The 25,213-nt window shown below is 60.7% G+C and carries 30 protein-coding genes; 9 read left to right on the top strand and 21 right to left on the bottom strand.

The window, feature by feature from the left end; all coding sequences use genetic code 11:
* Window positions 1-23 precede the first annotated feature (23 nt).
* Window positions 24-923, bottom strand: a complete 900-nt coding sequence (locus FGF54_RS03165; RefSeq protein WP_142778901.1) for a LysR family transcriptional regulator ArgP — start codon at window positions 921-923, stop codon at window positions 24-26.
* 375 nt (window positions 924-1,298) lie between these two features.
* On the opposite strand from FGF54_RS03165, the gene FGF54_RS03160 reads away from it, so the two are divergent.
* A complete protein-coding gene (locus FGF54_RS03160; RefSeq protein ID WP_127758196.1) occupies window positions 1,299-1,907 on the top strand; it encodes a LysE/ArgO family amino acid transporter in 609 nt (202 codons plus the stop codon).
* On the opposite strand, the gene FGF54_RS03155 is transcribed toward FGF54_RS03160, so the two are convergent.
* Complete coding sequence (locus FGF54_RS03155; protein WP_142778900.1) at window positions 1,904-3,292, bottom strand: M20 family metallopeptidase; 1,389 nt, start codon at window positions 3,290-3,292, stop codon at window positions 1,904-1,906. The two genes, FGF54_RS03160 and FGF54_RS03155, sit on opposite strands and share 4 nt — an antisense overlap.
* 111 nt (window positions 3,293-3,403) lie before the next feature.
* Here FGF54_RS03155 and FGF54_RS03150 point away from each other — a divergent pair, with 111 nt between their 5' ends.
* Entirely contained in the window at window positions 3,404-3,991 is a 588-nt protein-coding gene (locus tag FGF54_RS03150; RefSeq protein WP_142778899.1) for a DUF1214 domain-containing protein, read from the top strand.
* Complete coding sequence (locus FGF54_RS03145) at window positions 3,984-4,532, top strand: DUF1254 domain-containing protein (protein ID WP_142778898.1); 549 nt, start codon at window positions 3,984-3,986, stop codon at window positions 4,530-4,532. Before FGF54_RS03150 ends, FGF54_RS03145 begins: the two co-directional genes overlap by 8 nt.
* Window positions 4,533-4,551: 19 nt before the next feature.
* Here FGF54_RS03145 and FGF54_RS03140 read toward each other — a convergent pair whose 3' ends face one another.
* Window positions 4,552-4,740, bottom strand: a complete 189-nt coding sequence (locus tag FGF54_RS03140; protein ID WP_035261156.1) for a hypothetical protein — start codon at window positions 4,738-4,740, stop codon at window positions 4,552-4,554.
* Window positions 4,741-5,301: 561 nt separating this feature from the next.
* On the opposite strand from FGF54_RS03140, the gene FGF54_RS03135 reads away from it, so the two are divergent.
* A complete protein-coding gene (locus FGF54_RS03135; protein ID WP_246666972.1) occupies window positions 5,302-6,237 on the top strand; it encodes a DUF2336 domain-containing protein in 936 nt (311 codons plus the stop codon).
* A 56-nt stretch (window positions 6,238-6,293) separates the two neighbouring features.
* On the opposite strand, the gene FGF54_RS03130 is transcribed toward FGF54_RS03135, so the two are convergent.
* From FGF54_RS03130 to FGF54_RS03120, 3 genes are all read right to left on the bottom strand, one after another.
* A complete protein-coding gene (locus FGF54_RS03130; protein ID WP_080817396.1) occupies window positions 6,294-6,647 on the bottom strand; it encodes a DUF1491 family protein in 354 nt (117 codons plus the stop codon).
* A 264-nt stretch (window positions 6,648-6,911) separates the two neighbouring features.
* The gene (locus FGF54_RS03125; protein WP_168207990.1) at window positions 6,912-7,811 is read right to left on the bottom strand and encodes a peptidoglycan-binding protein; all 900 of its coding nucleotides are present in this window, start codon (window positions 7,809-7,811) and stop codon (window positions 6,912-6,914) included.
* Window positions 7,783-9,315 (bottom strand): HAMP domain-containing sensor histidine kinase, encoded by a 1,533-nt coding sequence (locus FGF54_RS03120; RefSeq protein ID WP_142780113.1) that lies wholly within the window; start codon window positions 9,313-9,315, stop codon window positions 7,783-7,785. Before FGF54_RS03120 ends, FGF54_RS03125 begins: the two co-directional genes overlap by 29 nt.
* 488 nt (window positions 9,316-9,803) lie before the next feature.
* Here FGF54_RS03120 and FGF54_RS03115 point away from each other — a divergent pair, with 488 nt between their 5' ends.
* Window positions 9,804-10,229, top strand: a complete 426-nt coding sequence (locus FGF54_RS03115; RefSeq protein WP_142778896.1) for a DUF5330 domain-containing protein — start codon at window positions 9,804-9,806, stop codon at window positions 10,227-10,229.
* A 196-nt stretch (window positions 10,230-10,425) separates the two neighbouring features.
* Entirely contained in the window at window positions 10,426-10,842 is a 417-nt protein-coding gene (locus tag FGF54_RS03110) for a SufE family protein (protein WP_080817400.1), read from the top strand.
* 3 nt (window positions 10,843-10,845) lie between these two features.
* Here FGF54_RS03110 and FGF54_RS03105 read toward each other — a convergent pair whose 3' ends face one another.
* The 10 genes from FGF54_RS03105 to FGF54_RS03060 all read right to left on the bottom strand — a co-directional run bounded on the left by FGF54_RS03105 (window position 10,846) and on the right by FGF54_RS03060 (window position 19,303).
* Complete coding sequence (locus FGF54_RS03105; protein ID WP_080856103.1) at window positions 10,846-11,673, bottom strand: DUF6456 domain-containing protein; 828 nt, start codon at window positions 11,671-11,673, stop codon at window positions 10,846-10,848.
* Window positions 11,666-12,088: a helix-turn-helix domain-containing protein gene (locus FGF54_RS03100; RefSeq protein ID WP_142778895.1), complete on the bottom strand. Its 423-nt coding sequence runs from the start codon at window positions 12,086-12,088 to the stop codon at window positions 11,666-11,668. Before FGF54_RS03100 ends, FGF54_RS03105 begins: the two co-directional genes overlap by 8 nt.
* Before the next feature lie 391 nt (window positions 12,089-12,479).
* On the bottom strand, window positions 12,480-12,908 hold the full coding sequence (ros, locus tag FGF54_RS03095) for a MucR family transcriptional regulator Ros (protein WP_003509257.1): 429 nt from the start codon (window positions 12,906-12,908) through the stop codon (window positions 12,480-12,482).
* A 433-nt stretch (window positions 12,909-13,341) separates the two neighbouring features.
* Window positions 13,342-13,674 carry a monovalent cation/H(+) antiporter subunit G gene (gene mnhG, locus FGF54_RS03090; RefSeq protein WP_003522295.1) on the bottom strand — a complete coding sequence of 111 codons (333 nt, stop codon included), beginning with the start codon at window positions 13,672-13,674 and terminating at the stop codon, window positions 13,342-13,344.
* A complete protein-coding gene (locus FGF54_RS03085; RefSeq protein ID WP_003522294.1) occupies window positions 13,671-14,057 on the bottom strand; it encodes a cation:proton antiporter in 387 nt (128 codons plus the stop codon). The genes mnhG and FGF54_RS03085 overlap by 4 nt, the downstream gene beginning before the upstream one ends.
* Window positions 14,054-14,533, bottom strand: a complete 480-nt coding sequence (locus tag FGF54_RS03080) for a Na+/H+ antiporter subunit E (protein ID WP_142778894.1) — start codon at window positions 14,531-14,533, stop codon at window positions 14,054-14,056. The genes FGF54_RS03085 and FGF54_RS03080 overlap by 4 nt, the downstream gene beginning before the upstream one ends.
* On the bottom strand, window positions 14,530-16,107 hold the full coding sequence (locus FGF54_RS03075; RefSeq protein WP_065654221.1) for a Na+/H+ antiporter subunit D: 1,578 nt from the start codon (window positions 16,105-16,107) through the stop codon (window positions 14,530-14,532). The genes FGF54_RS03080 and FGF54_RS03075 overlap by 4 nt, the downstream gene beginning before the upstream one ends.
* Window positions 16,108-16,125: 18 nt before the next feature.
* The gene (locus FGF54_RS03070) at window positions 16,126-16,503 is read right to left on the bottom strand and encodes a Na+/H+ antiporter subunit C (protein WP_003509263.1); all 378 of its coding nucleotides are present in this window, start codon (window positions 16,501-16,503) and stop codon (window positions 16,126-16,128) included.
* A complete protein-coding gene (locus FGF54_RS03065; RefSeq protein ID WP_137452206.1) occupies window positions 16,503-16,922 on the bottom strand; it encodes a Na+/H+ antiporter subunit B in 420 nt (139 codons plus the stop codon). Before FGF54_RS03065 ends, FGF54_RS03070 begins: the two co-directional genes overlap by 1 nt.
* Complete coding sequence (locus FGF54_RS03060) at window positions 16,919-19,303, bottom strand: putative monovalent cation/H+ antiporter subunit A (protein WP_142778893.1); 2,385 nt, start codon at window positions 19,301-19,303, stop codon at window positions 16,919-16,921. The genes FGF54_RS03065 and FGF54_RS03060 overlap by 4 nt, the downstream gene beginning before the upstream one ends.
* 254 nt (window positions 19,304-19,557) lie before the next feature.
* Between FGF54_RS03060 and msrB the strand changes: the two genes are divergently transcribed.
* A complete protein-coding gene (msrB, locus tag FGF54_RS03055) occupies window positions 19,558-19,965 on the top strand; it encodes a peptide-methionine (R)-S-oxide reductase MsrB (protein ID WP_003522288.1) in 408 nt (135 codons plus the stop codon).
* A gap of 212 nt (window positions 19,966-20,177) precedes the next feature.
* Here the strand turns inward: msrB and FGF54_RS03050 are convergent, their stop codons facing one another.
* The 5 genes from FGF54_RS03050 to FGF54_RS03030 all read right to left on the bottom strand — a co-directional run bounded on the left by FGF54_RS03050 (window position 20,178) and on the right by FGF54_RS03030 (window position 22,919).
* Window positions 20,178-20,675, bottom strand: coding sequence for a GNAT family N-acetyltransferase (locus FGF54_RS03050; protein ID WP_137003085.1), 498 nt, complete (start codon window positions 20,673-20,675; stop codon window positions 20,178-20,180).
* A gap of 116 nt (window positions 20,676-20,791) precedes the next feature.
* The gene (locus FGF54_RS03045; RefSeq protein ID WP_142778892.1) at window positions 20,792-21,460 is read right to left on the bottom strand and encodes a hemolysin III family protein; all 669 of its coding nucleotides are present in this window, start codon (window positions 21,458-21,460) and stop codon (window positions 20,792-20,794) included.
* Between the two features lie 311 nt (window positions 21,461-21,771).
* Complete coding sequence (locus FGF54_RS03040; RefSeq protein ID WP_035260908.1) at window positions 21,772-22,092, bottom strand: TraR/DksA C4-type zinc finger protein; 321 nt, start codon at window positions 22,090-22,092, stop codon at window positions 21,772-21,774.
* Window positions 22,093-22,212: 120 nt separating this feature from the next.
* Window positions 22,213-22,623, bottom strand: a complete 411-nt coding sequence (locus FGF54_RS03035) for a universal stress protein (protein WP_003522284.1) — start codon at window positions 22,621-22,623, stop codon at window positions 22,213-22,215.
* A gap of 47 nt (window positions 22,624-22,670) precedes the next feature.
* Window positions 22,671-22,919, bottom strand: a complete 249-nt coding sequence (locus tag FGF54_RS03030) for a hypothetical protein (protein WP_003522283.1) — start codon at window positions 22,917-22,919, stop codon at window positions 22,671-22,673.
* On the opposite strand from FGF54_RS03030, the gene FGF54_RS03025 reads away from it, so the two are divergent.
* Together FGF54_RS03025 and FGF54_RS03020 are read left to right on the top strand one after the other, a co-directional pair.
* Window positions 22,902-23,762, top strand: coding sequence for a VOC family protein (locus tag FGF54_RS03025; protein ID WP_142780112.1), 861 nt, complete (start codon window positions 22,902-22,904; stop codon window positions 23,760-23,762). The genes FGF54_RS03030 and FGF54_RS03025 overlap by 18 nt on opposite strands.
* A 143-nt stretch (window positions 23,763-23,905) precedes the next feature.
* Entirely contained in the window at window positions 23,906-25,090 is a 1,185-nt protein-coding gene (locus FGF54_RS03020) for an AI-2E family transporter (protein ID WP_142778891.1), read from the top strand.
* Window positions 25,091-25,213: the final 123 nt, after the last annotated feature.

Genomic DNA, 25,213 nt, shown 5'->3' with positions numbered 1-25,213 from the left:
ACTCCGTCGCCACCGTTTGCAACTTAGCGCAACAACACCCCCCTCGCCGTCTCCACCACATGCGACGTCAACACCCCAAGCCGCTCCGCCGCGAGCCGGTTGACCTGCCAGTAAAGCGGAATATCGAGCGGCGTGCCGGGAACGACCTCCACCAGCCTGCCCGTCTTGAGGTGATCCCCCACAAGCTGCACCGGATTGAGCCCCCAGCCCATGCCGGAAAGGCTCGCCTTCACGAAACCGTCGGTCGAGGGCAGCCAGTGGGTGGGATAGACGATATCCTCGCCCAGCACCTTCCTGACCCAGCTCGCCTGCAGCCTGTCCTTCTGGTTGAAGGTGAGCCCCGGCGCGCGGGCAAGGGCGGCGGGCGTGACGCCCCCGGCGAAATGGCGGGCCATGAAATCCGGGCTGGCGGTGGCATGATAGCGCAGCACACCGAGGGCCAGGACCCGGCAGCCCTGTACGGGCTTGGCATGGGCGGTGACGGCGGCAAGCACCCTGCCGCCGCGCAACCATTCAACCGTGTGGTCCTGATCGTCCACCGCGATATTGACGAGATAATCGCTGCCGCCGGTGAATTTCGAAACCGCATCCAGAAACCATGTGCCGAGGCTGTCGGCATTGGTGGCGATGTTGAGCGTCACGCGCTCCTGTGCTGCGCCCGCTTCCGCCAGCGCCGGAAGCTGGCGAAACAATTCGCTTTCCAGCATGCCGACATGATCCATGTGACGGCAGAGCCACTCGCCTTTTTCCGTCGCCACGCAGGGGTTGCCGCGCACGATCAGCACCACGCCCAGCCGCTCCTCCAGTTGCTTGATGCGCTGGGAGACGGCCGACGGCGTGACGCACAGCACCTGCGCCGCCTTTTCGAAACTGCCGGTCTGGGCCACGAGCGCCACGGCGCGCATGGAGGGATAGTCGAGCATTATGATACCCGCTTTGAAGGCTGGTTTTGACATAGCACATGCAAGGGCTCGGACCATTGGCGGCGGTCCTCCCTGCCCTCATTCCTGTGCTTGTCACAGGAATCCAGCAAGCCCAAGTCCTTGGGCTGAAAAGACTCTCCCGTCGCGCAGACGCGCGTCGGCTGGATTCCTGTGACAAGCACAGGAATGAGGGTGGAGGTGAGGAAAGCGCTCTTGATATCCATCCGTGGAATCGCGTCAGGGTGCATTAGCTCAGCTTATCCGGATTGAGTTTATTTAACTGGATTAAACTATCTGGCGGAAATATCCAAGCACTCGGTCCGGAAGCAACGCCTTCGGCCATTCCACAATGGACAGAGGCAGGGGCCGCAACGCATGGACATCCAGATCTTCTTCACCGGCCTGACGATGGGCCTCAGCCTCATCGTCGCCATCGGCGCGCAGAATGCCTTCGTTCTGAAGCAGGGGCTGGCGCGTTCGCATGTGTTTGCCGTCTGCGCCACCTGCGCCATTGCCGATGCGCTGTTGATTACCGTTGGGGTTTTCGGTTTTCAGCGGATCAGCGCCATCATGCCGGCGCTCGATCCCATCATGCGTTATGCGGGGGCCGCCTTCCTCATCTGGTATGGCGCCAAAAGCCTGCATTCGGCGCTGCGCTCCTCCGAGGCGCTTTCGGTGGCGGAGCGGCAGGAGGCGAGCCTGTGGCAGACGCTGGCCATCTGCCTTGCGCTGACCTTTCTCAATCCGCATGTCTATCTGGATACCGTCGTGCTGCTCGGCACCATTTCCACGCAGTTTCCCGGCTTCGAAAAAACCTTCGCGGCGGGCGCGGCCACCGGCTCGCTGGTGTTCTTCTTTTCGCTGGGTTACGGCGCGCGCTGGCTGCGGCCGATCTTCGAAAAACCCTCCGCCTGGCGCATCCTCGAAGGCGTCATCGCCGTCACCATGTGGGCCATCGCCTTCAAGCTCATCATGGGCGCCTAAAGCGGCGGCGTATCCCCCTCTCCGATATCCCAATAGAGCCCGGCCATAAGGGTAAGCGCCTCGCGGGCGATCTCCTTCGGCAAATGTTCGTTCGGCGCATGCTGCGAGCAGCCGGGATAGGAATGCGGCACCCAGATGGTGCGCAGTTTGAGGATATCGGCAAAGATATCGTTGGGCAGCGAACCGCCGAGATTGGGCAGAAGCGCCGGTTTTCTGCCCGTTGTGCGGGCAATGGAACGCAGCGTGAAATCCACCCATGGATCCTGCGGATCGAGCCGGGTGGCGCGGAAAATCTCGTCGCCGGCAGGCGCGATTTCCACCATGGCGAAACCCTGCCGGTCGAGGTGACGCCGCACCGCGGGCAGAACCGCTTGCGGATCGATACCGACGACGAAGCGCAGTTGCAGCCGCGCCCATGCCCGTGGCGGAATGGCGTTGACCGGCGCACGCGGATTGCCGGTCTCGAAAGCCAGCACTTCCAGCGCGCACCAGCCGAAAACCCGCTCGGCGGTGGAAAGGCCGGGCTCGCCCCAGTCCGGATCGATCTTCGGGCCGTCCGGCCCGCCATCGATTTCACAATCGGCAAGGGCCTCACGCACCGCTTTCGGCAATTCCTCCGGCACCAGTTCCGGCACGCGGATCTGGCCGGTCGGGCCGACGAGACTTGCGACGGCATGGGCCAGTTGCACGCCGGGATTGGAAAGCGCCCCGCCCCAATTGCCGGAATGATGGCCGCCCTCACGCGCCTCGATCACCAGATCGAAGGTAATGCCGCCGCGCGCGCCAAGAAAAACCGTCGGCCGTTCCGCATTCAGGCGCGGGCCGTCGGAGGCGATCAGAAGATCGGCTTTCAGCCGCTCGCCATGGTTCCGGCAAATCTCCCTCAGGCCGGGGGAGCCCCTCTCCTCACCCATCTCGATCAGATATTTGGCGTTGAAACCAAGCCTGCCGCGTGTCTCGAGCACGGCTTTCAGCGCCGCCATATTGACCGAATGCTGCCCCTTGTTGTCGGCGGTGCCGCGCCCATACCACCTGCCATTGCGCTCAGACATCACAAAGGGCGAAAGCCCCTCGGCCCAGCCCTCGTCCTGACCGCGCACCACATCCCCGTGGCCGTATCCCAGCACGGTCGGCAGCGTGTCGCCTTCGAAACGCTCGGCGATCAGAAACGGCAAATCCGCCGTCGGGTCACGCAGGATGGTGCAGGCAAAACCCATGGCGGCGAAAGCGGGCAACATTTCCTGTTCCAGATAAAGCGTCAGCTCCTCGCCCTGCTCCTCATTCTGGCTTTCGGTCCGTCGCAAAACGCGTCGCGTCAAATCCCGCTCGAAGCTGCCATCGTCGAAACAGGCGGCGGCACGGTCGATTGCGGATTGTCGCGACATGATGGAATATCCCCGGTTGTGATCATTTTCACGGAGAGTAAACAAGCCGCGCCATTTTCCAAACAGGGAATCAGTGATAGTCCTCGACCTGTTCATAAACGGGAAAACAGCGTGTTCCGAGTTCCATTCCTTGTCGGCATCGCCCTTCTGATCGCCTTTGGCGGCGGTATTGCCGCGACGCTGGCAGCCCTTGAGGCGACATCCGGCTTTGGATCGATCCGCATCGGCTCCTGGGATGCGTTTCCCGAAGCGCAGACGATCGAGGCCGATCCTTACGCCAAATCGCACCGCGCCGACGCCGGCAAGCTGCTTTACGGAACCGCGGAAGGGCTGGCTTTTACCGCCTCCGTCGACAGCGATGGGCAACGCCTGAGCGGCGAGTGCCGATACCGGCTGGCCGGCGCCGTGCCGCCTGCGCGTTTCTGGACGATTTATACCGCCGACCAGCAGGGCAATGTGCTGGCGGAGGATGCTGGGCGGCCCTTCGCGCTGAATTCCCGCACGCTCTTGCGCAGCGCCGATGGCGGCATCGACATCACCATCGCCGCTGACGCCCAGACCTATAATTGGCTCTCGGTGCCGCAGGGCCAGACTTTCAGGCTGGTCATGACCCTGTTCGACACGCCCGTCGCGGGCAGTTCCGGCCTGATCGATATTTCCATGCCGCAAATCCGCAAGCTGGGGTGTGGCAATGCTTAGGGTCCTGCTCGCCATCCTCACCGGTCTCGTCGGCGCAGCCGTGCTGCATGTCATCATTCTTCTGGCGATACCGCATTTCAGCAATCGCGACGCCTATACGCGCGCGGTGGCGGAAGGAAAGCCGCATCTGTTTCATCTCCTCGAAGAGACGACGGAGAAAAAGACGCTTGGCAGCGGCGATCCCTTCATGCGGGTCGCGGTCTGCACCTTCGATATCGAGGACAAGCCGGTCAGGCTCACCGCCATCGGGGCCGTGCCCTTCTGGTCGGTCGCGGTTTACGACAAGGCGTCGAATGAGGTGTTCAGCATGAATGACCGCACATCCGCCGGCGGGGTGATGGATATTCTGGTGGCGGATGCGGTGCAGATCGCCGCCATCCGCAAGGCGCAGCCACCCGCGCTTTCGCAGGCCATTCTGGCGGAATCGGATCAGACGGAAGGGTATGTGGTGTTGCGGACCATGGTGCCGCAGCCGAGTTTCGGCGAAGAGGCGGAACGGTTCCTGAACGAGGCGAAATGCCAGCCGACGGCGTGGAAATAACGTCGGTTATTCTCTGTAATCAGGATTTGAGGGCGGTTTCCGCTGCGGATTTGCCCTTGCGCGCGACTTTGCCGGTCGGCTCGGTATCGCGTTTTTCATAGCGCACGCCGGTAAACAGCACGACTTTCGCCGGGCCGATCACCGTTGCCACCGCGCCGGCGGGGCGCAGGCTTCGTCGGGCGTCGCCGATTGGAATAATCTCTGCCATGCTCATCTCCTCTTCGGGACATGATTGTCAATGTTGCCCATGGGAACCGCGCAAGCCTCGTCTTGCGTCGGGAATTTCATCACCATCACATTGCGCATAGGCCAGTCCACAGACTGGTTTTCGCACGATCCAAAAATCCAAAGCGATTCTTATAAGGGGATCGTGCGCAGATTCAGGCTTCGCATGCCATTTTTGCATTTATTCCGTCGATAAGAATAACATGGAATCCTAATACTGCCCATGAAATTACAAACAGACAGAGGTTAATGATCCGTTAACCTTAATTGCCGGACCGCAACTTATTCCGGCCGGAGCCGCACCCCTTGAAAACAAAGGCGATGCGGTAAAGTTCCACGGCTTTTCGTCCGTCATCAAGGTTTTAAAATTTCCTTGTTGATAGAGGCGGATTCTCTCTTGCCACCCCCCATAGTTAACAGGACGTCAACGCATTTGCTCTAATTTGAGCCGATATTGTGTTTGCGTTTGTTGGGTAGTGCGTTGACCGACCGGTTTCGAGAACTTGAGAGGCCAAGAGCCGTGAGGAAGAAAGATGTGGTGCTGATGGCCACCGTGACGAATTTCGAGAATGTCTCCCATCCGTCAAAAACGGACCTTCGGCAGTTCGCCGAACTTTTCATGCCGCTTTTCAACGCCTCCACCGACGAAGCCAAGCGGGAGGCCATTGCCGCGCTCTCCCAGCATCCGAGCGTGCCTTCGGCTGTCGCCTTCTTCATCGCCTGCCAGCCGATTTCGCTTGCAGCGCCCTTCCTCATCTCCTCCAAATGCCTCGATGACGACACGCTGATCACCATTGCCCGCACGCAAGGGGCGGCTCATGCGCGCGCCATCGTGCGCCGCGAGGACCTCTCCCCCACCGTCATCGATGCGCTTGTCGGGTTGCGTCACGCCGAAGATCTGAAGCGGCCGGATGGGGAGACGCCGGCTGCCGAACCGCAGGCGGCGGAAAGCCCTGAAGAGCCGAAAGCGGAAGAAAAGACGGACAAAATCGCCGCGGCTTCCGCACTCGAAGAGGAAATGCGCCAGCGGATCAAGCAGATGGCGCATCACCTCAACCGCCCGGAAAGCGACGTTCTCGGCCTTCGCCGGTTGAGCGAGGTGCAGGAAGCGCTGCTGGTGCGTTTCGCCCGCGAGCGCAATGCCCGGCAATTCGCCGTGGCGCTGGCGGATTCGCTGTCGTCGAGCTACTGGCTGTCGGAGCGTATCATGCTCGATATATCAGGCGCGCAGCTGGCAACGACGCTGACCGGCCTTGGCATGGAATTCTCCGAGGCGGCTTTCGTGCTGCAATGCTTTTATCCGCATCTTTCCGCCGCCGAAGGCGATATGAGCCGTGCCGAAGCCCTGCTCGACCGTCTCGACATCGTGGAATGCGAAGAGCGGCTGGAAAGCTGGCGGCGGGCCGACAGCTATACGCATGGCCGCGAACGGCCGGACCGCAGCGCACCGCCTGCACAGAGAACCGGGACGCAAGGGTAAGCGCGGCTAGCCTTGCACCTTCACGGGTTGAAGAAGCGGGCCATTGCCGGACAATTCTAGGCCTTGGGCTGATCCACCAGCGTCAGCAGAGTCCCGATCTCATCGGTTTCGATCTCCACCACCCACAGGTCGCTGTCGAAGCGTCGTTCCCTCTCAAGAAGAGCGGCGCTTTCCTCGCCATCCGCACCGGCAAGGCGCGTTTCGAAACGGCGCTCGGCGCGGACTTCCTCGTCATCGGCAAAGCTCTGCGGCGCGGGTCCATAGAGATTTTCTCGGCCATCGCGCAGGCGCTGACGGATGAAAATCGCCCCCGCCTCCTCCGCCCCCTTCTTTTCGACAGCGGCAAATCCGCCGGCGGCGAAAACGCGGCGGATGAGGGCTGAGACGAACATTTCGGATTTGAGGCGCATGGGGGTGCTTTCGAATGGAAACGGTGGGGTGGGCTTCTCAATGTTGATTTTAGGCGGACGAAGGTGCGCGGGGCTTTACCCCCCTCTGCCCTGCCGGGCATCTCCCCCTCAAGGGGGGAGATCGGCAAGAGGCTCTTCCACTGCTCCATTCTCAAACGTTGAGATGGGCGAGCGCTTGCCGCAGATCGATCTCCCCCCTTGAGGGGGAGATGCCCGGCAGGGCAGAGGGGGGTAAGCCCCACGCACCTCTGCCGCTGTCAAAATCTAAAGCGCCCCGATCGACTTCAGCTTCTTCAACACGGCCTCGCTCGGCTCACCGGTTTCCGGCAGGCGATAGTGTTTCTCAAAGGCGCGGATGGCGTTGCGGGTCTGTTGGCCGGCCACGCCGTCCACCTTCACGTCGGCATAGGCGATATTGATCAGCCCCTGCTGGATCTTGGCGATCAAATCGCGGCTTGCCGGTTTGGCAGCGCTGTTGAGGGAGGCCGGTTCGGCCTTAGGGCGCGGCGCTTCCGCCTTGCGGATGGCGGCAGCCACGGGGTCGATCTCGACGCCGCCGCTGGTGTTGGCAGGCCGGTCCCTGGGGATTGCGGCAACCGTCGCGCCGTCTATCCTGAGCGCCGCCAGCACGCGGGTCGTCGGCTCGCCGGTCTGTTCCATGCCGAGCGTTTCTTCGAAGAACATGATGGCGGCTGCGGTGCGCGGGCCCATGCGGCCATCCGCCTCGCCTTCATAAAGCCCGCGCTTCTTCAGTTCGGCCTGAATATCGGCGACGATCTGCTGCGGCTTCTGGCTTTCGGCAACGGGTTGCGCCGGCGTTTCGGCCGCCGGCTGCTGCGCGTTTTGCGTCTCCGCCGGTCGTTCTATGCGGAAGGTAGTGACGTTGCCCTGCGTGCCGAGCGGCTCGGCCGGGCGATAACCGGCGATGCCGTTCGGGTTTTCCGCATCGCGCGTGCGCAGGAAAGGCGACGGGTGCACGCCCGGCTGATACCAGAGCGCATTGGCGGCGACAAAACCGAAGACGACCGCGAAGGCGCCGCAGCTGCCGACCAGTTTCGGATGGCGCAGGATTTCGCGCCCGATGGCCGAAACCACCAAGGAAACAATCCCGGCGCCAATCTGGGCCGTTGTTTTCTTAGGCGATTTTCGCTTTCGCGGGGCCATCGTCACCATCCTTTTTCATCATTGCGGCCATATCGCCGAGCTGCCGGATGCGCGGCGGAAATTCCACCATGCTTTCGGCTTCGGCGCTTTCGCCGCCACCCGCCATGCCCGAACCGTCGGCAGGCAGGGTGATCGTTACGACCGTTCCCTCGCCGGGCTTGCTGGCGATGGCGAAAGTGCCGCCATGCAGTGCCACAAGCCCCTTGACCAGGGACAATCCCAGACCCGTGCCCTCATAGCGACGGGTATATTCATTCTGAACCTGCATGAAAGGCTGGCCCAGGAGCTCGATCTTGTCGGAAGCGATGCCGATGCCGGTATCGCTCACCGTCAGCTTCAACATCGCGCCCTCACGCGCGGCGTCGATCGACACCACACCACCGGCATCGGTGAATTTTATGGCGTTGCCGGCAAGATTTATCAGAACCTGCCGGATAGCGCGCTGATCGGCCGAGATTTCGCCGATACCGCGCTGGATGCGGCTGGTCAAAGTCAGGCCTTTTTCCTTCGCCTGCAGGCCGAGCATGGCCTCGCAGGACGAGATGGTTTCGGCAATCGGGAAGCTTTCCATCATCAGCTCGTAACGGCCGGCTTCCAGCTTGCTCATATCGAGCATGGTGTTGACGACAGAGAGAAGATGGGCGCCGGACTGGCGGATCAGGCCGACATATTCCCGCTGGCGGTCGTTCTCCAGCCGGCCGAAATATTCGCCGGCCAGAATATCGGAAAAACCGAGAACGGCATTGAGCGGCGTGCGCAATTCGTGGCTGACAGCAGCGAGAAAGCGCGATTTCGCATCATTGGCCGATTCCGCCTCGGCCGCCTTGCGGGCGACATCGCGGCGCAGGCGTTCCATCTCGGTGACATCGGAAAGCTGCGCGACGATGCGGCGCAGCCGGCCGCTGGCGCTGCGGATTGCCGTCATCTCGATACGCGCATGCATGAACTGCGCCTGACGCGACTTTGCACCGGTCTCGAAGCGGAGTTCAGCGGTTGCCCTGTCCTCGCCCTGCCGCAGCAGGTCGAAGGCCTGCATCAGCTCGATACGGTCGGAGACATAGACATATTCAACGAGGGCATGGTCCTTGCTGGCCTGCAGATCGGCCGGGAAGGTCGTAAGATCGCGGCCGGAGACGTATTCGACGAAGCCGGTATCACCGATCATGAGCACGAGGCCCGGCACCTGCGTAGCGGCTATCAGGTCGTTATCGCCAAACGCGGCGGAAAAGGAGGACGCACCGCGCGCGGGACGCGAAAAGGCAATCAGCAATGCTGCGGCGGCCAGAAACAGCGCCAGCACCAGGGCAGCGCCGATGGGCAGCGCGATGGCGGGGCTGAAAACGAGGCTGAAGAGGGCTGGTACCACCAGAAGTCCGACGACGCTGAAGGCGATAAGCCGGCGCAGGCGCGCAACGGTTCCGGCGCGCCTTTCGGCGTCCTCTTCCATGCGCGCAAGCCATCTGCCTGCGGCACGGTCGACCCATGCGACCGCTTTTTCTCTCATATTACGCAATACCAACACCGAATCCCTGAGGCGGTTCTAACGGCTCCGACAATAGAAGGCGGCGGCTTAAGGAATGGATAAAAAGAATGGCCTCAAAGGCCCGTCAAATGCCCCGCAGTCCCATTACGGGGCATTTCTTCGAAGCTTTGCCAATCATGGTTAATGACGGGTAAGCGACGGATTTCGCTTCATTTTTGCCATCGCGTTAACTTTTTTGGCAAAGCTTTCCATCGCGTTGCCCCGGAACGCGCGGCCTCTGTCGCAATTATGCTTAACATGGACTGTTAAAATGCGAATGAATTGATGGCAGGCGTCCCGATGCGAGGAGAATAGATACAATTTGAATTAAATTGCGTCGCTTTTTGCAATCGGCTGTTCGCCGGTCGCGTGTAGCTTCTTCACAAGCCCGAAAAACGGGACAAAGGCCGATGACCCGAAACCGGGCGGGGCTTTAGAAAACAAAGATCGTCTGGCAGGGTAGTCTGACAATGTGGTTTCTGATCAAGGGAACATTCTGGTTTTCGCTGGTGCTGGTGGCGCTGTCCTATTTCGGCAGCAGCAACGATCCGGCCAAGGAACCTTCGGCCTTCGATATTCCCAGCGCCGTTTCGGCCGCCGGTGAAGCCTATCGTTATGTCAGCGCCATCTGCATCGAAAAGCCCGATGTCTGCGTCAAGGGCGCCGAAACCTTCCACGCGCTCGGTGAGCGGGCAAAGGAAGGCGCAAAGGTGGCCTATGAGCTGCTGGACAAGCAGCTTGCTTCCGGTGACAAGCCCGCCCCCGCCGCTGAACTCGCGGCCGAGACCGAAAAAGTGGCCGAAGCCCCGGTCGTCAGCGTCGAATTTCCGAAGGATGCCGACATGCTGAAGACCGGCACCGTCATTCCCCTGCCGCAGAAGCGCCCTGCTCCCTGATACTGTTGCCCTGATCCATGCCGGCCACCGCGCCGCACTTTTTTGCGAGCGGAGATTTCCGCCCGCCGACTGCCTGCCAAACTTGCCCACGGAAACCTGTTTTCCGTGGGCTTTTTCATGGCCCGTGGTTCAAAACCGGCCGCACTTCGCCTATATCCTAACAAAGACCTGCAATAATGGATGATACGGCGCGCAAATGGCCTCTCTCGAAACGATCCTTGACGACTTTGCCTTCCTCGACGACTGGGAGGATCGTTATCGTTATGTCATCGAACTCGGCAAGGCGCTTCCCGATCTGCCGGAAGACAAGCGCACGGCCGAGAACAAGGTGCATGGCTGCGCAAGCCAGGTCTGGCTCGTCAGCCATAGCGATGGTGCGGAAGACCCTCTCCTGACCTTCGAAGGCGATTCGGATGCGCATATCGTGCGCGGCCTCGTCGCCATCGTGCTCGCCGTTTATTCCGGCAAGAGAGCCTCCGAAATCGCCGGTCTCGACGCCATCGAGGTGTTCGACAGGATCGGGCTGGTGGAGCATCTGTCTTCGCAGCGCGCCAACGGCCTGCGCTCCATGATCAAGCGCATCCGCGAGGAAGCCCGGCTGCTGGCCGCCTGACCTTCACCTCGTCATCGGCGGGCGATAATCTGCATCGCCCCAATGGTGTTCCTTCCTGCCGGCGTGGGCCGCAGGCGGCGCATAATGGCGGGCAAGCGCCAGCAGTGCGGCGCGCAACAGCAGTTTTGCTGACCGCGCCGGCCATTGCCTTTCGCGCTCCACCGTCTCCAGCCCCTTTTCGAAGCAGCAGATATCGATGGCGACGCCCGACAGTTCAGGCCCCATCGCATCGGCCGCGCGGGAAAACCGCGTTCTTGCGGCCATTGCCGCCTCGGTGAGATCGAGCGCGCCTCCCGCCTCCCCTTTTGTCCGGTTCGCTATTCTCGGCTCCCATGTCGCCGTTACCTTCGGGTTGAGATGGCCGCGATGAAAATCGGCGGCGAGGCGCTCGCCCGCCTCCAGAGCATCCGCCGGGAAAAACGCCGCACCGTCCCGTTCCTTCAGCCTTGCAAGGCTGGTCAGGGGAGAGGTGTTGAGATTGCGCCGGGCCTGCTGCTTCGCATCGCCAACATCCACAATAACCGTCTGCATATGCCGGTGCTGTTCCTGAAAGACCTCGTCCCGGTCTTTTGCCATTGCGCGTTTCAGGCAGGAGGCGAGCGGCGGTGCGGCGGAAAGGGTGTTTTCCCGCTGCTCGACCAGCCCGGAGGAAATGGCAAACCGCACCGTCGCGGCCGGAAACCGCAGCGCCGTGTGGCCTGCCCGCGCCCGGCGCAGGACGATATCGCCGCCCTCCTGCGACATCTCCGCCGCGCCCGCGGCGATGCAACGCAGCAGGCGCAGGAGATGAGGGTTAGGGGAGGCAACGGGGGTGCTTTTTTCCTCACTCATCCCGGGCGCCTTTCATCGCGTTGAAGATACTGCCGGTGAGCCGCTCCAGCGCGGCGACGAACTCATCGAATGCCGGTTCGTCACGCCGGTCCTCCACCACCTGGCAGGCATGGCCAACCGTCGTCCTGTCCCGGCCGAAACACGGCCCGATATCCGACATGGGAATGCCGAGCTGCACATGGCAAACATACATGGCGATCTGGCGGATGTGGCATTCCGTGCGCCGGCTGTCGCGGCGAACCAGCGTTCGGTCGCCCGTCAATTGCACCATCTCGCCGGTGAGCTGCCGTACCAGACGGCAAAGACGGGAAATCTCATCCCGCCCGGCCGCAGACGGCCAATGACGAAAGGGACGATCACCGACCCGCGCACAAGGCCGCGCGGCGGCAGGCAGAAACACAGTATCCGACGGCATATGCAACTCCTCTACGAATAGGAATTAATTCATACACCCGAGAGCAAGCATGGGGAAGCGCAAATTTGGCATGGGGGATTATGCGATTGATACGGCTTTATTTTTGCAGAATTGATGTGCGCAATAAAGGATTTTTTTCCTCAATCGAAATTTTGAGCGACATAAAAAGTCGGTCGAGAACCGGTTCCCGGGTCTGGTGCGATGCAGTTCTCGATCGCGAAAGACCCCTCTCACGGCGCAGGCGCGCCAAAGCTGGATGCGGGATATGGGCCGGCAGGACGGCGGTGAGGTCTTCGAACCCCAGAAACGAAATCGGCCGGTCAAAAGACCGGCCGTATTGCCTTGCGACTTCCGGCTATCTGTCAGGACAGCAGCCGGACCGTCTTTAAAATCAACGGCTGGCCTTGCGGCGCTGACCGAGACCCATTTCCTTGGCGAGCCGCGAGCGGGCTTCGGCATAGGCGGGCGCAACCATCGGATAGTCGACCGGCAGGTCCCATTTTTCGCGATATTCTTCCGGCGTCATGCTGTGATGCGTCGTGAGATGCCGCTTGAGCGACTTGAAAGAGCCCCCACATTCCAAACAGACGATGTGGTCATCCTGAACCGACTTGCGGACGGAGACGGCAGGCTTCTGCTTTTCGACATTGACCGCCACCGATGCCGGTGCCGATGTTCCGCTGAGTGCCGTGTGAACATCCGAAATAAGGCCGGGAAGCTCAGTTACCGGAACGACGTGGTTGCTAACATAGGCAGCCACAATATCCGCAGTCAGTTCGACCAGCAGATCCTGGGCGTTACCGTATGCAGTTTCCGTCATTTAAGTATCTCCTGTTTATTAATCCCCTGACGCGGGCGAACGCCGCATCGAGCGATGTGAAGTTACCCGGTGCCCCACCTTCGCCTTGTTGAAACCAACATGAAACCTACCCCTAGATTTCGAGCGAAAACCGGAAACGAATTGGTCCGAGATTCAACTTATGGCCCGCGACATGGGCAGCAATGGTCCGATGGGCCATAGATTAGACATTAATAAAATGCCTATGCCGACTATGAAGAGGCTAGATGCAAATCGCGATTAGCAACTTTACACTTAATTTGGATAACAGCAAAACAGCAAAAGTCAAATTCCTATTGTGAATTTTTCAGTTCAAAACAGTCTAATCGGAATACAAAAAATTACGGGTAATAAAATACTATGCCAAGTAGCAATTGAAAATGAATACCCCCAATTATTGGGGGGATTTTCAACTTCAAATTTTCTTGATGTCATCAACTACCGATTTAACGGCAAGCGGATAACCTGCCTTGTGAGCGGCCATGGCAAGAAGATGTGCCGAGACCGGCGCGGTAAGGACAAAGAAGAAAAAACCGGCGAGCGCCCGCGCCAGCGTCGATATTTCCATGGAATGAATGCCGACAGCCAGAAGCAGAAGGCCGGACCCCACCGTTCCCGCCTTGGAAGCCGCATGCATGCGGGTATAGACATCCGGCAGCCGATTGAGGCCGATTGCCGCGATCAGCGAGAAAATGGCGCCTGAGACCAACAGCGCCGCAACGAGAATAGCCACGATCCAAGCCATCATCGCCTACCCTTTCCTTTTCTGTTGGCGACACCTTTTTCCATATTTTTTTCAATGGCTTCGGATGCCCTTTCGCCATCGAGAACCGCCGCTGGCCGGCGCCGGCCGTCTGGGCCGCGCGACAGCACGAAGCGAGCGAAGGCAACCGTTGCCAGAAAACCGACAAGCCCGAGCGCAATCGCAATATCGACGTAAAGATTGAAGCCGGTGCGGATGGCGATGACCGCGATGAAGCCGATGGCGATGCCCACCAGCATGTCGAGCGCAACGATACGGTCCGGCAAGGTGGGGCCGACGACGACGCGATATACTGTCAGCAAAAAGGCGGCCGACAGAACAACCGATGCAAGTATAGTTGCAAATGAAACTATTTGTTCCGGCGTCATATCTGAAACGCCTCCATGATCTTTCTTTCAAAGCCGTTGCGGATGTCGGTTTTCGTGGCTTCGATATCGCTGCAATCGATCGCGTGCACGTAAAGCGTTTTCCTGTCCGCCGAAACATCGACCGACAGCGTGCCTGGCGTGAGCGTGATGAGATTGGCGAGCAGCGTGATCTCGAAATCGGTCGTCACCGTCAGCGGATAGGCAAAAATGCCGGGCTGCACGTCGAGCTTCGGCCGCGTCACCAGCACGGCGACCTTCCATGCGGAAAGCGCCAGCTCCTTGAAGAACAGCAGCACCAGCGACAGCACGCGGACAAGCCTGAGCCAGTGGTTACGCCCGCCCGGAAGCTGGTGGCGGATGATGCCGAGCGCCAGCGTCGAAACGACAAGGGCGAAAATGATGTTCGCGAGCGTGAAGCTGCCCGTCACGGCGAGCCATACGGCAACGAAAAGCAATTGTACGAGATAGAGGCTCATGGTTTGCCCCCTTCGGTAAAGACCGACTGGATATAGGTCTGCGGATTAGCGAGGCCTGCGGCCGCCTGCTGGCTGAGATTGAGCAGGCTTTCCGGAAACAGACCGAAAAATACCACCAGCAACGTCAGCCCCACCAGCGGCGCGAAAGACGGCGCTGCCGAGGGCGATGCCTGCGGCACGGAAGGCTGACCGGTGGATGCCGCAACGGGACGCCAGAAACACAAAAGGAATATCCGCCCGAAAGCGATGGTGGCGATGAAGCCGGAGGCGAGGATGGCGCCGGCCAGCCACCAGGCGCCGATATCGATCGCCGACTTGACCAGCACCGCCTTCGGCCAGAAGCCGGAAAAGGGCGGCAGACCGGAACCGGCGAAAAACAGCGCCAGCGCCAGTGCCGAAAACCACGGAGCCTGCTGGTAAAGGCCTCTAAGCGAGGTGAGGCTGAAACCGCCGCCCAGGCGGGCCGCATGGCCGGCGGCAAGATAAAGCGCCGTCATCAGCACCATCGAATGCAGCGCGTAAAAAATGGCGCCGGTGACACCCGACGGCGTGCCGATGGCGATGCCGGCCATCATGTAGCCGATACCCGATATGACGATATAGCCGAGCATGCGGCGGATATCGTTCTGGGCGAGCGCGCCCATGGCCCCGAGCACCATGGTCAACGCCGCCGAAATGGCGATGACGATGCTGAGTTCTTCCCGCTCGACCGGAAACAGCATGACCATGACGCGCAGCAGCGAATAGATGCCGACCTTGGTGAGCAAGCCGCCGAACAGGGCGGAAACGACAATGCGCGGCGTGTGATAGGAAGCGGGCAGCCAGAAATTTACCGGGAAGGCGGCGGCCTTCATGGCGAAGGCGAGCGCGAACAGGCTCGCAAGCGTCATCAGCGGTGCCGAGCCGCGCAGCCCGGTCGCCTTCTGGGCGATATCCGCCATGTTGAGCGTGCCGAAGATGGCGTAGAGATAACCGACCGTTATCAGGAACAGCGTCGTGCCGATGAGGTTCAGAATGGCGTATTTCAGCGCGCCGTCGATCTGCTCGCGCGTCGAGCCGAGCACGATCAGGCCGAAGGACGAGATCAGCAGCACCTCGAACCAGACATAGAGGTTGAAGATGTCGCCGGTCAGGAACGCGCCGGTGACACCGGCCATCAAGAGCATCAGGAAGGGATAAAAACCGTAGCGCCTGCCGCTGGCGTCGATATCCGCGCCGGCATGGATGGCGCCCGCAAGTGCGACGATGGCGGCGGCAAGCGACAGCAGCGCGCCCGTCAGGTCGGCGGTAAAGGCAATGCCGAAGGGCGGCAGCCAGCGGCCCATGACCATGGTGAAGGGGCCATGAGTGGCAACCTTCCACAAAAGCGCGGCATTGAGCAGCACCAGCAGGAACAGCGCCGCGATGGCGACGGTCGCGTGGTGGCGGATAGCGTGGCGCATCATCATCAGCACCGCGCCTGCGCCAATACAGAGCGCGATGGGAAGAATGATCAGCCAGTCGGTGAGCGGCACGGGCGTCGTGACGAGCGCTGCGGAAAGGTCGGTGACTGCGGATGTGGTGGAGGATGCCATGTGTCTCAGCCTCGCCCCTCAATAACCGAGCGGCGGCAAGGGCTCGCCTGCGGGTTCTGCGGTGCGCATTTCGTCCGTATCGTCGGTCTGTAGTTCCTGAAACGCACGCCAGGTCAGCACCAGAAGGAAACAGAAGAAGGAAAAGGAAATGACGATTGCCGTGAGGATGAGCGCCTGCGGCAGCGGATTGGCCGCACCCGCGGGCAGCGTATCCATGCCGGGCGGAATGATCGGCGGCACTTCGCGCGTCAGCCTGCCTGCCGTGAACAGCAAGAGGTTCACCGCATTGCCGAGAATGGCGATGCCGAGCAGCATGCGGATGCTGTGGCGCGACAGCATGAGATAAATCGCCACCGAAAAGAAGATGCCGACGAGAATGGAGAAGACCGCTTCCATCAGTCGCTTTCCCTTTCTTCCAGCGCCAGCGCAATGGAGGTGATGGCGCCGACCACGACCAGATAGACACCGATATCGAAGGACATGACGGTGGAGAGCGGTATTTCGACGCCGAACAGGTTCGGATAGACCCACAGCCCGGTCATGAAGGGCACGCCGGCGGCGATGGAAACGAGGCCGGAAAGCATGGACAGCAGCAGCCCCGCCCCCGCAATCGACAGCGGATGAAACATGATGGCGCGCCTGACTGCGGCAACGCCATAAGCGATACCATAGATCGCCAGCGCCGAGACCGCGATCAGACCGCCGATGAAACCGCCGCCCGGCTCATTATGGCCGCGCAGCAGCACGAAGATGGAAAACAGCACCATGAGGCTGGTGACGACAGGGGCGACGGTGCGCAGAATGAGCGTGTTCATGCGCGCGCTCCTTTCTTCTTCGCGGTTTTGGCCGATCCCTTGACAGCGACTCCCTTGATGGCAGCAGCCGGGCGGATGCGGATCAGCGCGAGAATGGCAAGACCCGTTATCATCACCACCGCGATTTCACCGAGCGTATCCGTGCCGCGGAAGTCGACAATGATGACGTTGACGACATTGGCGCCGTGGGCGATGACCTTGGAATAGGTGTTGTAGAAGTCCGTCAGGCGGTTGTCGAAGCTCGCCTCGGTCGCGCGCATCAGGAACAAAGCAAAGCCGGTTCCGCAGGCAATGGCGATGGTGCTGTCCAGCAGCTTCTGGCCAAGGCCGCGATGGTCTGACGGCGACAGGCGAAGCCGCGTCATCACCAGCGTCAGAATGACCACCGACAGCGTCTCGACCATGAATTGCGTGAAGGACAGATCGGGCGCGCCGAAGAGCAGGAAGATGACCGCCACGGCAAAGCCCTGAATGCCGAGCGCGATGATGGCGGTGAGCCGGCTCGACGCCGTCAGCACCGCGATGAGCCCCGCCACGGCAATGACGATGAAAGTCAGCTCATGGATGGGCATATCGCGCGGCCAGGACGGCATGGACGGCAATTCGCCATAAAGGAACAGCGGCACAAGCAGCACGGCGGCGATGACGGCGAAGGTGGCGGTGACGTAAAATTCCAGCCTGCCCGGCTGAATGAGCCGGGTGATGTGGAACGAGACTTTCACCAGCATGTCGATAAAGACGTCAAAGCCCCTGTCCGGCCCTGCCCCCAGCGCCTTGAAGGTGCGGTCGATCAGTCCACGGACGGCGGAAAGCTGCGTATAAAGGACGATGCCGAGCGCGACGGTGAACAGCGACAGACCGAGCGGCACGCCGATATGGGGAATGAGCGAGATTTCCACCGGTCGCGCCTCACCGGCAATGGCGCTCGCCATCGGGGTGGAGATGTAGAAATGCGCGATGCCGGAAAAGAGCGCAATCGTCAGCCCTTTCAGCGCCAGAAGCGCCGGGCCGAGCCAGAGCAGCAGCGGGCCTTCATGCGCGTGTTTCGGGGTCTTCACCGGCTTGCCGAGGAAGGGTTTCAGCGCCACCGCAAAGGCGACGGCAAACATCAGCCCGTTGCCGAGGATGGCGATTCCGGTGAACAGCACGGCACGCGGATTGCCATGCGCCAGCGCGTAATAAATCTCTTCCTTGGCGAGAAAACCGAAGAAGGGCGGCAGGCCGGCCATGGAAATCGCAGCCGCCAGCGCCGCCGCAAAAGTGATCGGCATGGCTTTTCGCAGGCCGCCGAGCTTCGTCACGTCGCGGGTGCCGGTCTCGTGGTCGATAATGCCGGCGACCATGAACAGCGCACCCTTGAACAGCGAATGCGCCACCAGATAAAGCACCGCCGCCTCGATGGCATGGTCGGAGCCGAAACCCGTCAGCATGACCAGCAGGCCGAGCGACGACACCGTCGTATAGGCGAGCATCAGCTTGAGATCGGTCTGGCGCACGGCCAGCAGCGCGCCGGTGAGCATGGTCAGCCCGCCGAAGAAGGGCAGCAGGATCTGCCAGGCGGCGGTATCGCCGAGAACCGGGTTGAGGCGCATCAGCAGATAGACGCCGGCCTTCACCATGGTTGCCGAATGCAGATAGGCGGATACCGGCGTTGGCGCTTCCATCGCGTTGGGCAGCCAGAAATGGAACGGAAACTGCGCCGATTTGGTGAAGGCGCCGCCGAGAACCAGAAGCAGCGCGGCCAGATAAAACGGGCTGTCGCGCAAGACATCGCCGCCGCGCACCAGCATCGACAATTGCGTCACGCCGCTGATATCCCAGATGAAAATCAGCCCGGCGAGCAGCAGCAGACCGCCGCCGCCCGTCACCACCAGCGCCTGCAACGCGGCGCGGCGCGAGGCGGCGCGCTCATGATCGAAGCCGATCAGCAGGAAGGAGGTGATGGAGGTGAGTTCCCAGAAGACGAACAGCATCAGCAGGCTGTCGGAAACCACGACGCCCAGCATCGCCCCCATGAAGAGCAGCAGGAAGGACAGGAACCGGCCCTGTTGCGGATGGCCCTTCATATAACCGCCCGCATAAAGCACGATCAGCAGGCCGATGCCGGTGATCAGCAGCGCAAAGGTCAGCGACAGGCCGTCGATGAACCAGGAGAAGCTGAGATTGAAGCTCGGCACCCAGGCATAACCGCCGGTCACCACCCCGCCTGCCGCGATTTCGGGCAGCATCAGCGCAAAATGCGCAAAAGCGAGAGCAGGCGCAATCGCCAGGACCCACGCCGCATTGTGACCGAACCTTTTAACCAGGACGGGTGCGGCAAGCGCTGCCAGAAACGGCAGAAACAGCGACAGGAATGTCAACGGCGTGACATCTGATGTCATTCACATCTCCCGGGATGTCCCCCATCCCTGCGCGCCAATAATGGCGTTCTTCTTCAAATCGTTTTTTTCAGTTAGAGCGCATTTCCGGGCGGAAAACCGGGCTCCACTTTTCCTGGAAATGCTCTAAGGCATAGACAAAGCCATCTCAACCCAAATCGGTACTCCCGGCCCATAACGAACGCGTTATGACGCCCATCCCCTTTCAATCCGCCTCCGCGATGACTATTTGAGGCGGGAACAGAAAGGATCATTCCATGAGCGATCTGACATCCCCAAAAATCAAAAAGAGCGATGCCGAATGGCGTGAGCAGCTGACGCCGGAGCAATATCGCATCCTGCGCGAACACGGCACCGAGCGCGCCTTCACCGGGCCCTATTGGGATACATTCCAGAAAGGCCTCTATCGCTGTGCGGCCTGCGATGAGCCGCTGTTCCTCTCCGATACGAAATTCGATGCCGGCTGCGGATGGCCGAGCTATTTCGAACCGGTAAAGCCGGGCGCCGTGACGGAACATCGCGACGCCAGCTACGGCATGGTGCGTACGGAAATCCGCTGCGCCAATTGCGGCGGCCATCTCGGCCACGTCTTCCCGGACGGCCCGAAGCCCACCGGCCTGCGTTATTGCATCAACGGCCATTCGATGGTGTTCGAGCCCGTTTGATTAGGCAATGAGTAACGCCTATACGGCATGCGACGTCGGTTTTCGGACGTCCACCCCAAGCACTCAGCGTCATCCTAGGGCTTGTCCCGAGGATCTGCAACCGATTGATTTAATTCGACGTGGTTAGATCCTTGGGACAAGCCCAAGGATGACGGAGGAGAGGTTGGACGTCCCGCGCCGGGGCCACTTTCTCTAGGCAACCCGCCCGGGAACTAGTTCAGCTTCAGCTCCATACACGTCAAATCCAGCCAGCGGCCGAACTTGGTGCCGACTTCCGAAAACCGGCCGACGACCCTGAAGCCGAGGCTTTCATGCAGGCGGATGGAGGCGGTGTTTTCCGCTTCGATGGCGGCGATCAGCACATGCACGTCGTTGCCGGAGGCATGATCGATCAACGCCTGCATCAGCTTCTTGCCGATGCCGTGGCCGCGCGCATCCTTATGCACATAGACCGAATGTTCGCGGGTGTGGCGATAACCGTCGAAAGCGCGCCAGTCGCCATAGGAAGCATAGCCTGCGACCTTGCCTTCAAGGATTGCGACGATGACCGGAAAGCCGCGTGACTTGCGGGCGGCGAACCATTCCTTGCGGTTTTCAAGATCGACCAGCACGTCGTTCCAGATCGCGGTCGTATTCAGCACCGCATCATTGTAAATCTCCATGATGCCGGAGAGATCGTCCACGGTCGCGTCGCGCAGTTGCACGCTCATTGTCGTTCACCCTTTTTCCTGCTTGCAGCGGCGGTATTTTCGGCCGCCATCTGCACGAGGATTAGGCGATGATGCGAATGGCTGTCCAGTACCCATGCGCCATCGGGGCGCATTCTTCAGGATGCCAGCGGCACGAGGCTGAAGGAGGTGACCACGGCGAAATAATGAACGGCGGCGGCGGCGACCACGAAAGCGTGCCAGATGGCATTCTGGAAGCGCAGTTTTTCCCAGACATGGAAGATGACGCCGAGCGAATAGATGACGCCGCCGGCGACGATCAGCCAGAGCGTGACGGGTGCCAGATGCGACGACAGCGGCCCGACCACCATGACGCCGCTCCAGCCCATGGCGAGATAAAGGCCGATGGCGACCCGGTCGTAACGGCCGGGAAACAGGCATTTGAGAAGGATGCCGCACAGCGCCGCAAGCCAGATCAGCCCCAGCATGACGGCGATCAGCGGATCGTGGATGCCGCGCATCAGAAAGGGGGTATAGGTGGCGGCGATGAGGATGAAGATCGCCGAATGATCCAGCCGGCGCAGAAACCATTTCACCCTGGAGTGCGGCCAGATATTGTAGGTGAAAGACACGGAGAGACAGGCGACGAGGCCGAGACCGTAAATCCACGCGGCGGCGATCGCGCTGAGCGTCCCCCAGACCATCGCGTAAAAGATCAGCGCCGTGGCGCCGATAAGGGCAAACACGATGCCGACACCGTGGACGATGCCATCGGCGACAATCTCGTGAAAATCATACTGGCGCCCGAACCGCCATAAATCGCTCATAGTCCAATCCCGTCTGCGTGCTGTCCTCAAAGCATGGAGACAATATTAGACAGGAACAAGACAGCGCCCGGTTAACGGCAATCAAATTGCGTTCGAGGCTGTTGCGAAAGGAGAGGTTGGGGGCAGGCGACGTTCCCTGGCGATAAGGATGAGTTTTTCAGGTTGTCGTACCTATACACCGTCATACCGGCCCTGAGCCGGTATCCAGCCAGCCCAAGTCCTTGGGCTGAAAGAACTCTCTCGCCGCGCAGACGCGCGTCGGCTGGATGCCGGATCAGGTCCGGCATGACGGAGGAAAGGTCGTTCACCCCTCACAACGCCGCAGCGCATTCCTGGCAAAACGGCGTATAGGGCACCGCCTTCAGCCGATCCTCCGAAATCCGCTTGCCGCATTTGACACAGGTGCCGAAGGTGCCGCTGGCGATACGGTCGAGGGCTGCGTCGATGGCGCGCAGCTCGTCCTGACCCACCTGCCCCAGCTCGTCCAGCACCTCGTCATTGCTGCGTTCGGTGGCGCGATCCTCATCATCGGGATTGCGAGGCTCTTCGAAATCGGCCTCGATTTTGTGCAGGCGGCGATAAAGCTCGCGCTGGCGGTCACGCAGGATTTTCTCGTAACTTTCGACATTCATGTTTTTTCCTCCAGCCCATCTTCTTGTATCGCCGCATTCCCAGACGGAAAACCGGATTCCACTTTTCCTGGGAATGCTTGGGGGCGGAAAACCCGCCCGCAACCCTAAAACGTCAGGCTTTTATCGGTCGACCAGCACCGAGCATTTGGCGTGGCGCACCACGCGGTCGGCGGTGGCGCCGATGAAATAATTGCTGAAATCCGGCGTGTGCGACGCGATGATGATGAGGTCGGCCTTGTGTTCCTCGGCGGCGGCGATGATTTCACGCGCGGGCGCGCCGCTTCTGATTTCCTGGCTGCCCTTGAAACCGGCTCTGGTCTTAATGTCCGAAAGCTTGGTCTTGGCGTCCTTGATGGCGTTTTCGATCAGGTCGACAGGCAGGTCGATCGCCATATAGCCCGGCAGTTCCTCGACAACATTGATGAGAACGATCTCGCCGTCCGGGTCCAGAAGCGCCTTGGCCTTTTCGAGAATCTTTTCCCCCTTGTCGGTGGCGCTGAGGTCTACCGGTACGATGATCTTCTTGTACATGGCTGTCTCCTTTGGCTTGATCCGCCGTTTAGCGTGTCGGGCTAGGCTTATATTTCCCCTTCGGCAGGGCCTTCACCTTGATCGAAGTCAAAGCCGGAGCCGGGCCGGAACGGGGCATTGTCAACGAATAGTGGACGGTCAATCGCCAGACGACGATCTTTGCTGAACGACGAAACCAGCCCATATTCGCCTTCGACAAACGCCGCAAAGCGGCGTCGGCCGATGGTTTCGGCGACCGATCCGCCCCAGGGCGCTTCGGATTCAATATGGAGATCATGATGAGTGAAATCAAACAATTCGCCCTGACGCGGCCGGCCTATGTCGGCCAGGCGCACCTCGTCGTTCACGATCTGCCGCGCGTTTCGGATTTCTACCAGAAGATCATCGGTCTTTCCGTTTTAGAAAAGAACCCGAGCGGTGAAGTGCTGGGTGTCGGCGGCCAGCCGCTGCTCACGCTTTCCACCTCCGGCACGGCGGAACGCGCGCCGCGCAACGCCGCAGGCCTGTTCCACACCGCCTTCCTGATGCCGAGCCGGAACGATCTGGCCCATTGGCTGGCGCATGCCGCCCATAACAATGTCCAGTTTCAGGGCGCGTCCGACCATCTGGTCAGCGAGGCGATCTATCTTGCCGACCCGGAAGGCAACGGCATCGAAGTCTATCGCGACCGTTCGCCGGACGAATGGACCTACCAGCAGGACGGCACGGTGGAGATGGCCACCCTCGGCCTCAACCTTCAGGCGCTTTACGACAGCGCGCCGAAGACGGCCTTTACCGGGGCGGCGGAAGGAACAGCCATCGGCCATATCCATCTGCAGGTGGGCAATATTCCGCAGGCGGATGAATTTTATCAGGATGTGCTGGGGCTGAAGATCATGGCGCGTTATCCCGGCGCGAGCTTCTTCGGTTCCGGGGCCTATCACCACCACGTCGCCGCCAATATCTGGAACAGCCGGGGTGCTGAGGCCCGCAAGGACAATATGACCGGCCTTTCCGGCTATTCGCTGACATTCAACGAGCCGGCCGCGCTTGAGACGGCGATTGCCGCGCTCGACCGGCTGGAAATCGCCACCGAAAGGGAAAATGACGGCATTGTCCTGAAGGATCCGTGGGGCATCGGGCTAAAGCTTTCCGCCTAAAGCTTCGTCGCATTTGCGGACGGGAAACCGGGCTCCATTTTTGCTCGACATGCTCCAATTGCAAAAAGGGTCGGCGGAAATTTGCACCGCCCCGGAACCGCCACATTTTTCGAACGTTTGTCACCTGATTGGGGGACCGTTCGATGAATGAAAATGCCAGACCGGACAAGACCGGCAATTCGGTCGCAGCCGGCGCTACAACCGGAACCGTTCCGATCACGAGGGCGGACCCGCTGGAGGCCCCGCCATCCACGTCGCGCCGCGACGATGCGCGCAGCCAGCAGCCGCTTGGCCGCGAAGCGCTGGATGTGGTCGTCGCCTGGTCGGTGATCGGCATCTTCCTCATCATGCTGATGGCGGTCATCCACGAATTGTCGCTCATCCTCATTCCGGTGGTGATGGCCATCGTGGTGGGCATGATCCTCGGCATCGCCGCCGAAAAACTCGGTTCCTACGGCATTCCCGGCTTCGGCGTCGCGCTCATTCTATCGAGCCTCGTGGCGGCGGTGATGTTCTTCGTGGTCAATTCGCTGACCGAGCCGCTCTCGCTTCTCGCTTCGGAAGGGCCGGCGCTGGTGGAGCGCAGCATCGACCGTTTCCTGCCCTATCTGCAAAGCCTCAGATGGCTGAATATTTCGGCGGCGAGCTTCAGTCTGGGCTCGATGTCGATGGAATCTTTGATTTCGCGCAGCGGCGAGATCATTTCCGTGCTCGGCTCCAACGTCACCCCGGCCGTCATTCAGGGCCTGATCTTCCTCGCCGCGCTGCTGATGTTTCTCTATAGCCGGCTGCGGCTGCGCAAGGCGATCATCATGGCCTTTCCGGCCCGCCACCAGCGGCTTCGCACCATCCGCATCATCGGTTCGGTGGAAGAGGTGCTCGGCACCTATTTCGCCACGGCGGCGTTGATCTATGCCGGGCTTGGCGTGACGATGGTGATCATCGCCTATTTCGGCGGACTGGCCATGCCGCTTCTGTGGGGGCTGTTCGCCTTCCTCTCCAGCTTCGTGCCGTTTCTCGGCATTACCGCCATGACGATTTCGCTGACGGTGGCGGGCATCATCACCCATGACAACATCATTCTGGCGCTTCTGCCGGCGGCTATCTTCTTCACCATTCACCTGTTGATGGAAAACCTCGCCTTTCCGGCGGTGGTGGGCCGCAACATGGAGATAAACCCCTTCCTCGTCTTCGTGATGATCATCTTCTGGACGTGGATGTGGGGGGCGGCGGGGGCCATGCTGGCGCTGCCGCTGTCGCTGATCGCCATGACGGTGACGCGGGAGTTGTTTCCCTCGCGCCGGGTGGTGCCGAAACTGCCGGATTGACCGGCGGCTTTCCCGCTGGAAATGCGAACCACTCCGGGTTTGAGCTGTCAGGAGGTTGTCGATTGACGGCCGGCGCGTGGGGTTTACCCCCCTCTGCCCTGCCGGGCATCTCCCCCTCAAGGG

It is taken from the genome of Agrobacterium sp. T29, assembly GCF_006970545.1.
Classification (GTDB): Bacteria; Pseudomonadota; Alphaproteobacteria; order Rhizobiales; family Rhizobiaceae; genus Agrobacterium; species Agrobacterium leguminum.
The sequence above is the reverse complement of the archived record's forward strand: the minus strand, read 5'-3'. Positions and strand labels throughout refer to the sequence as shown.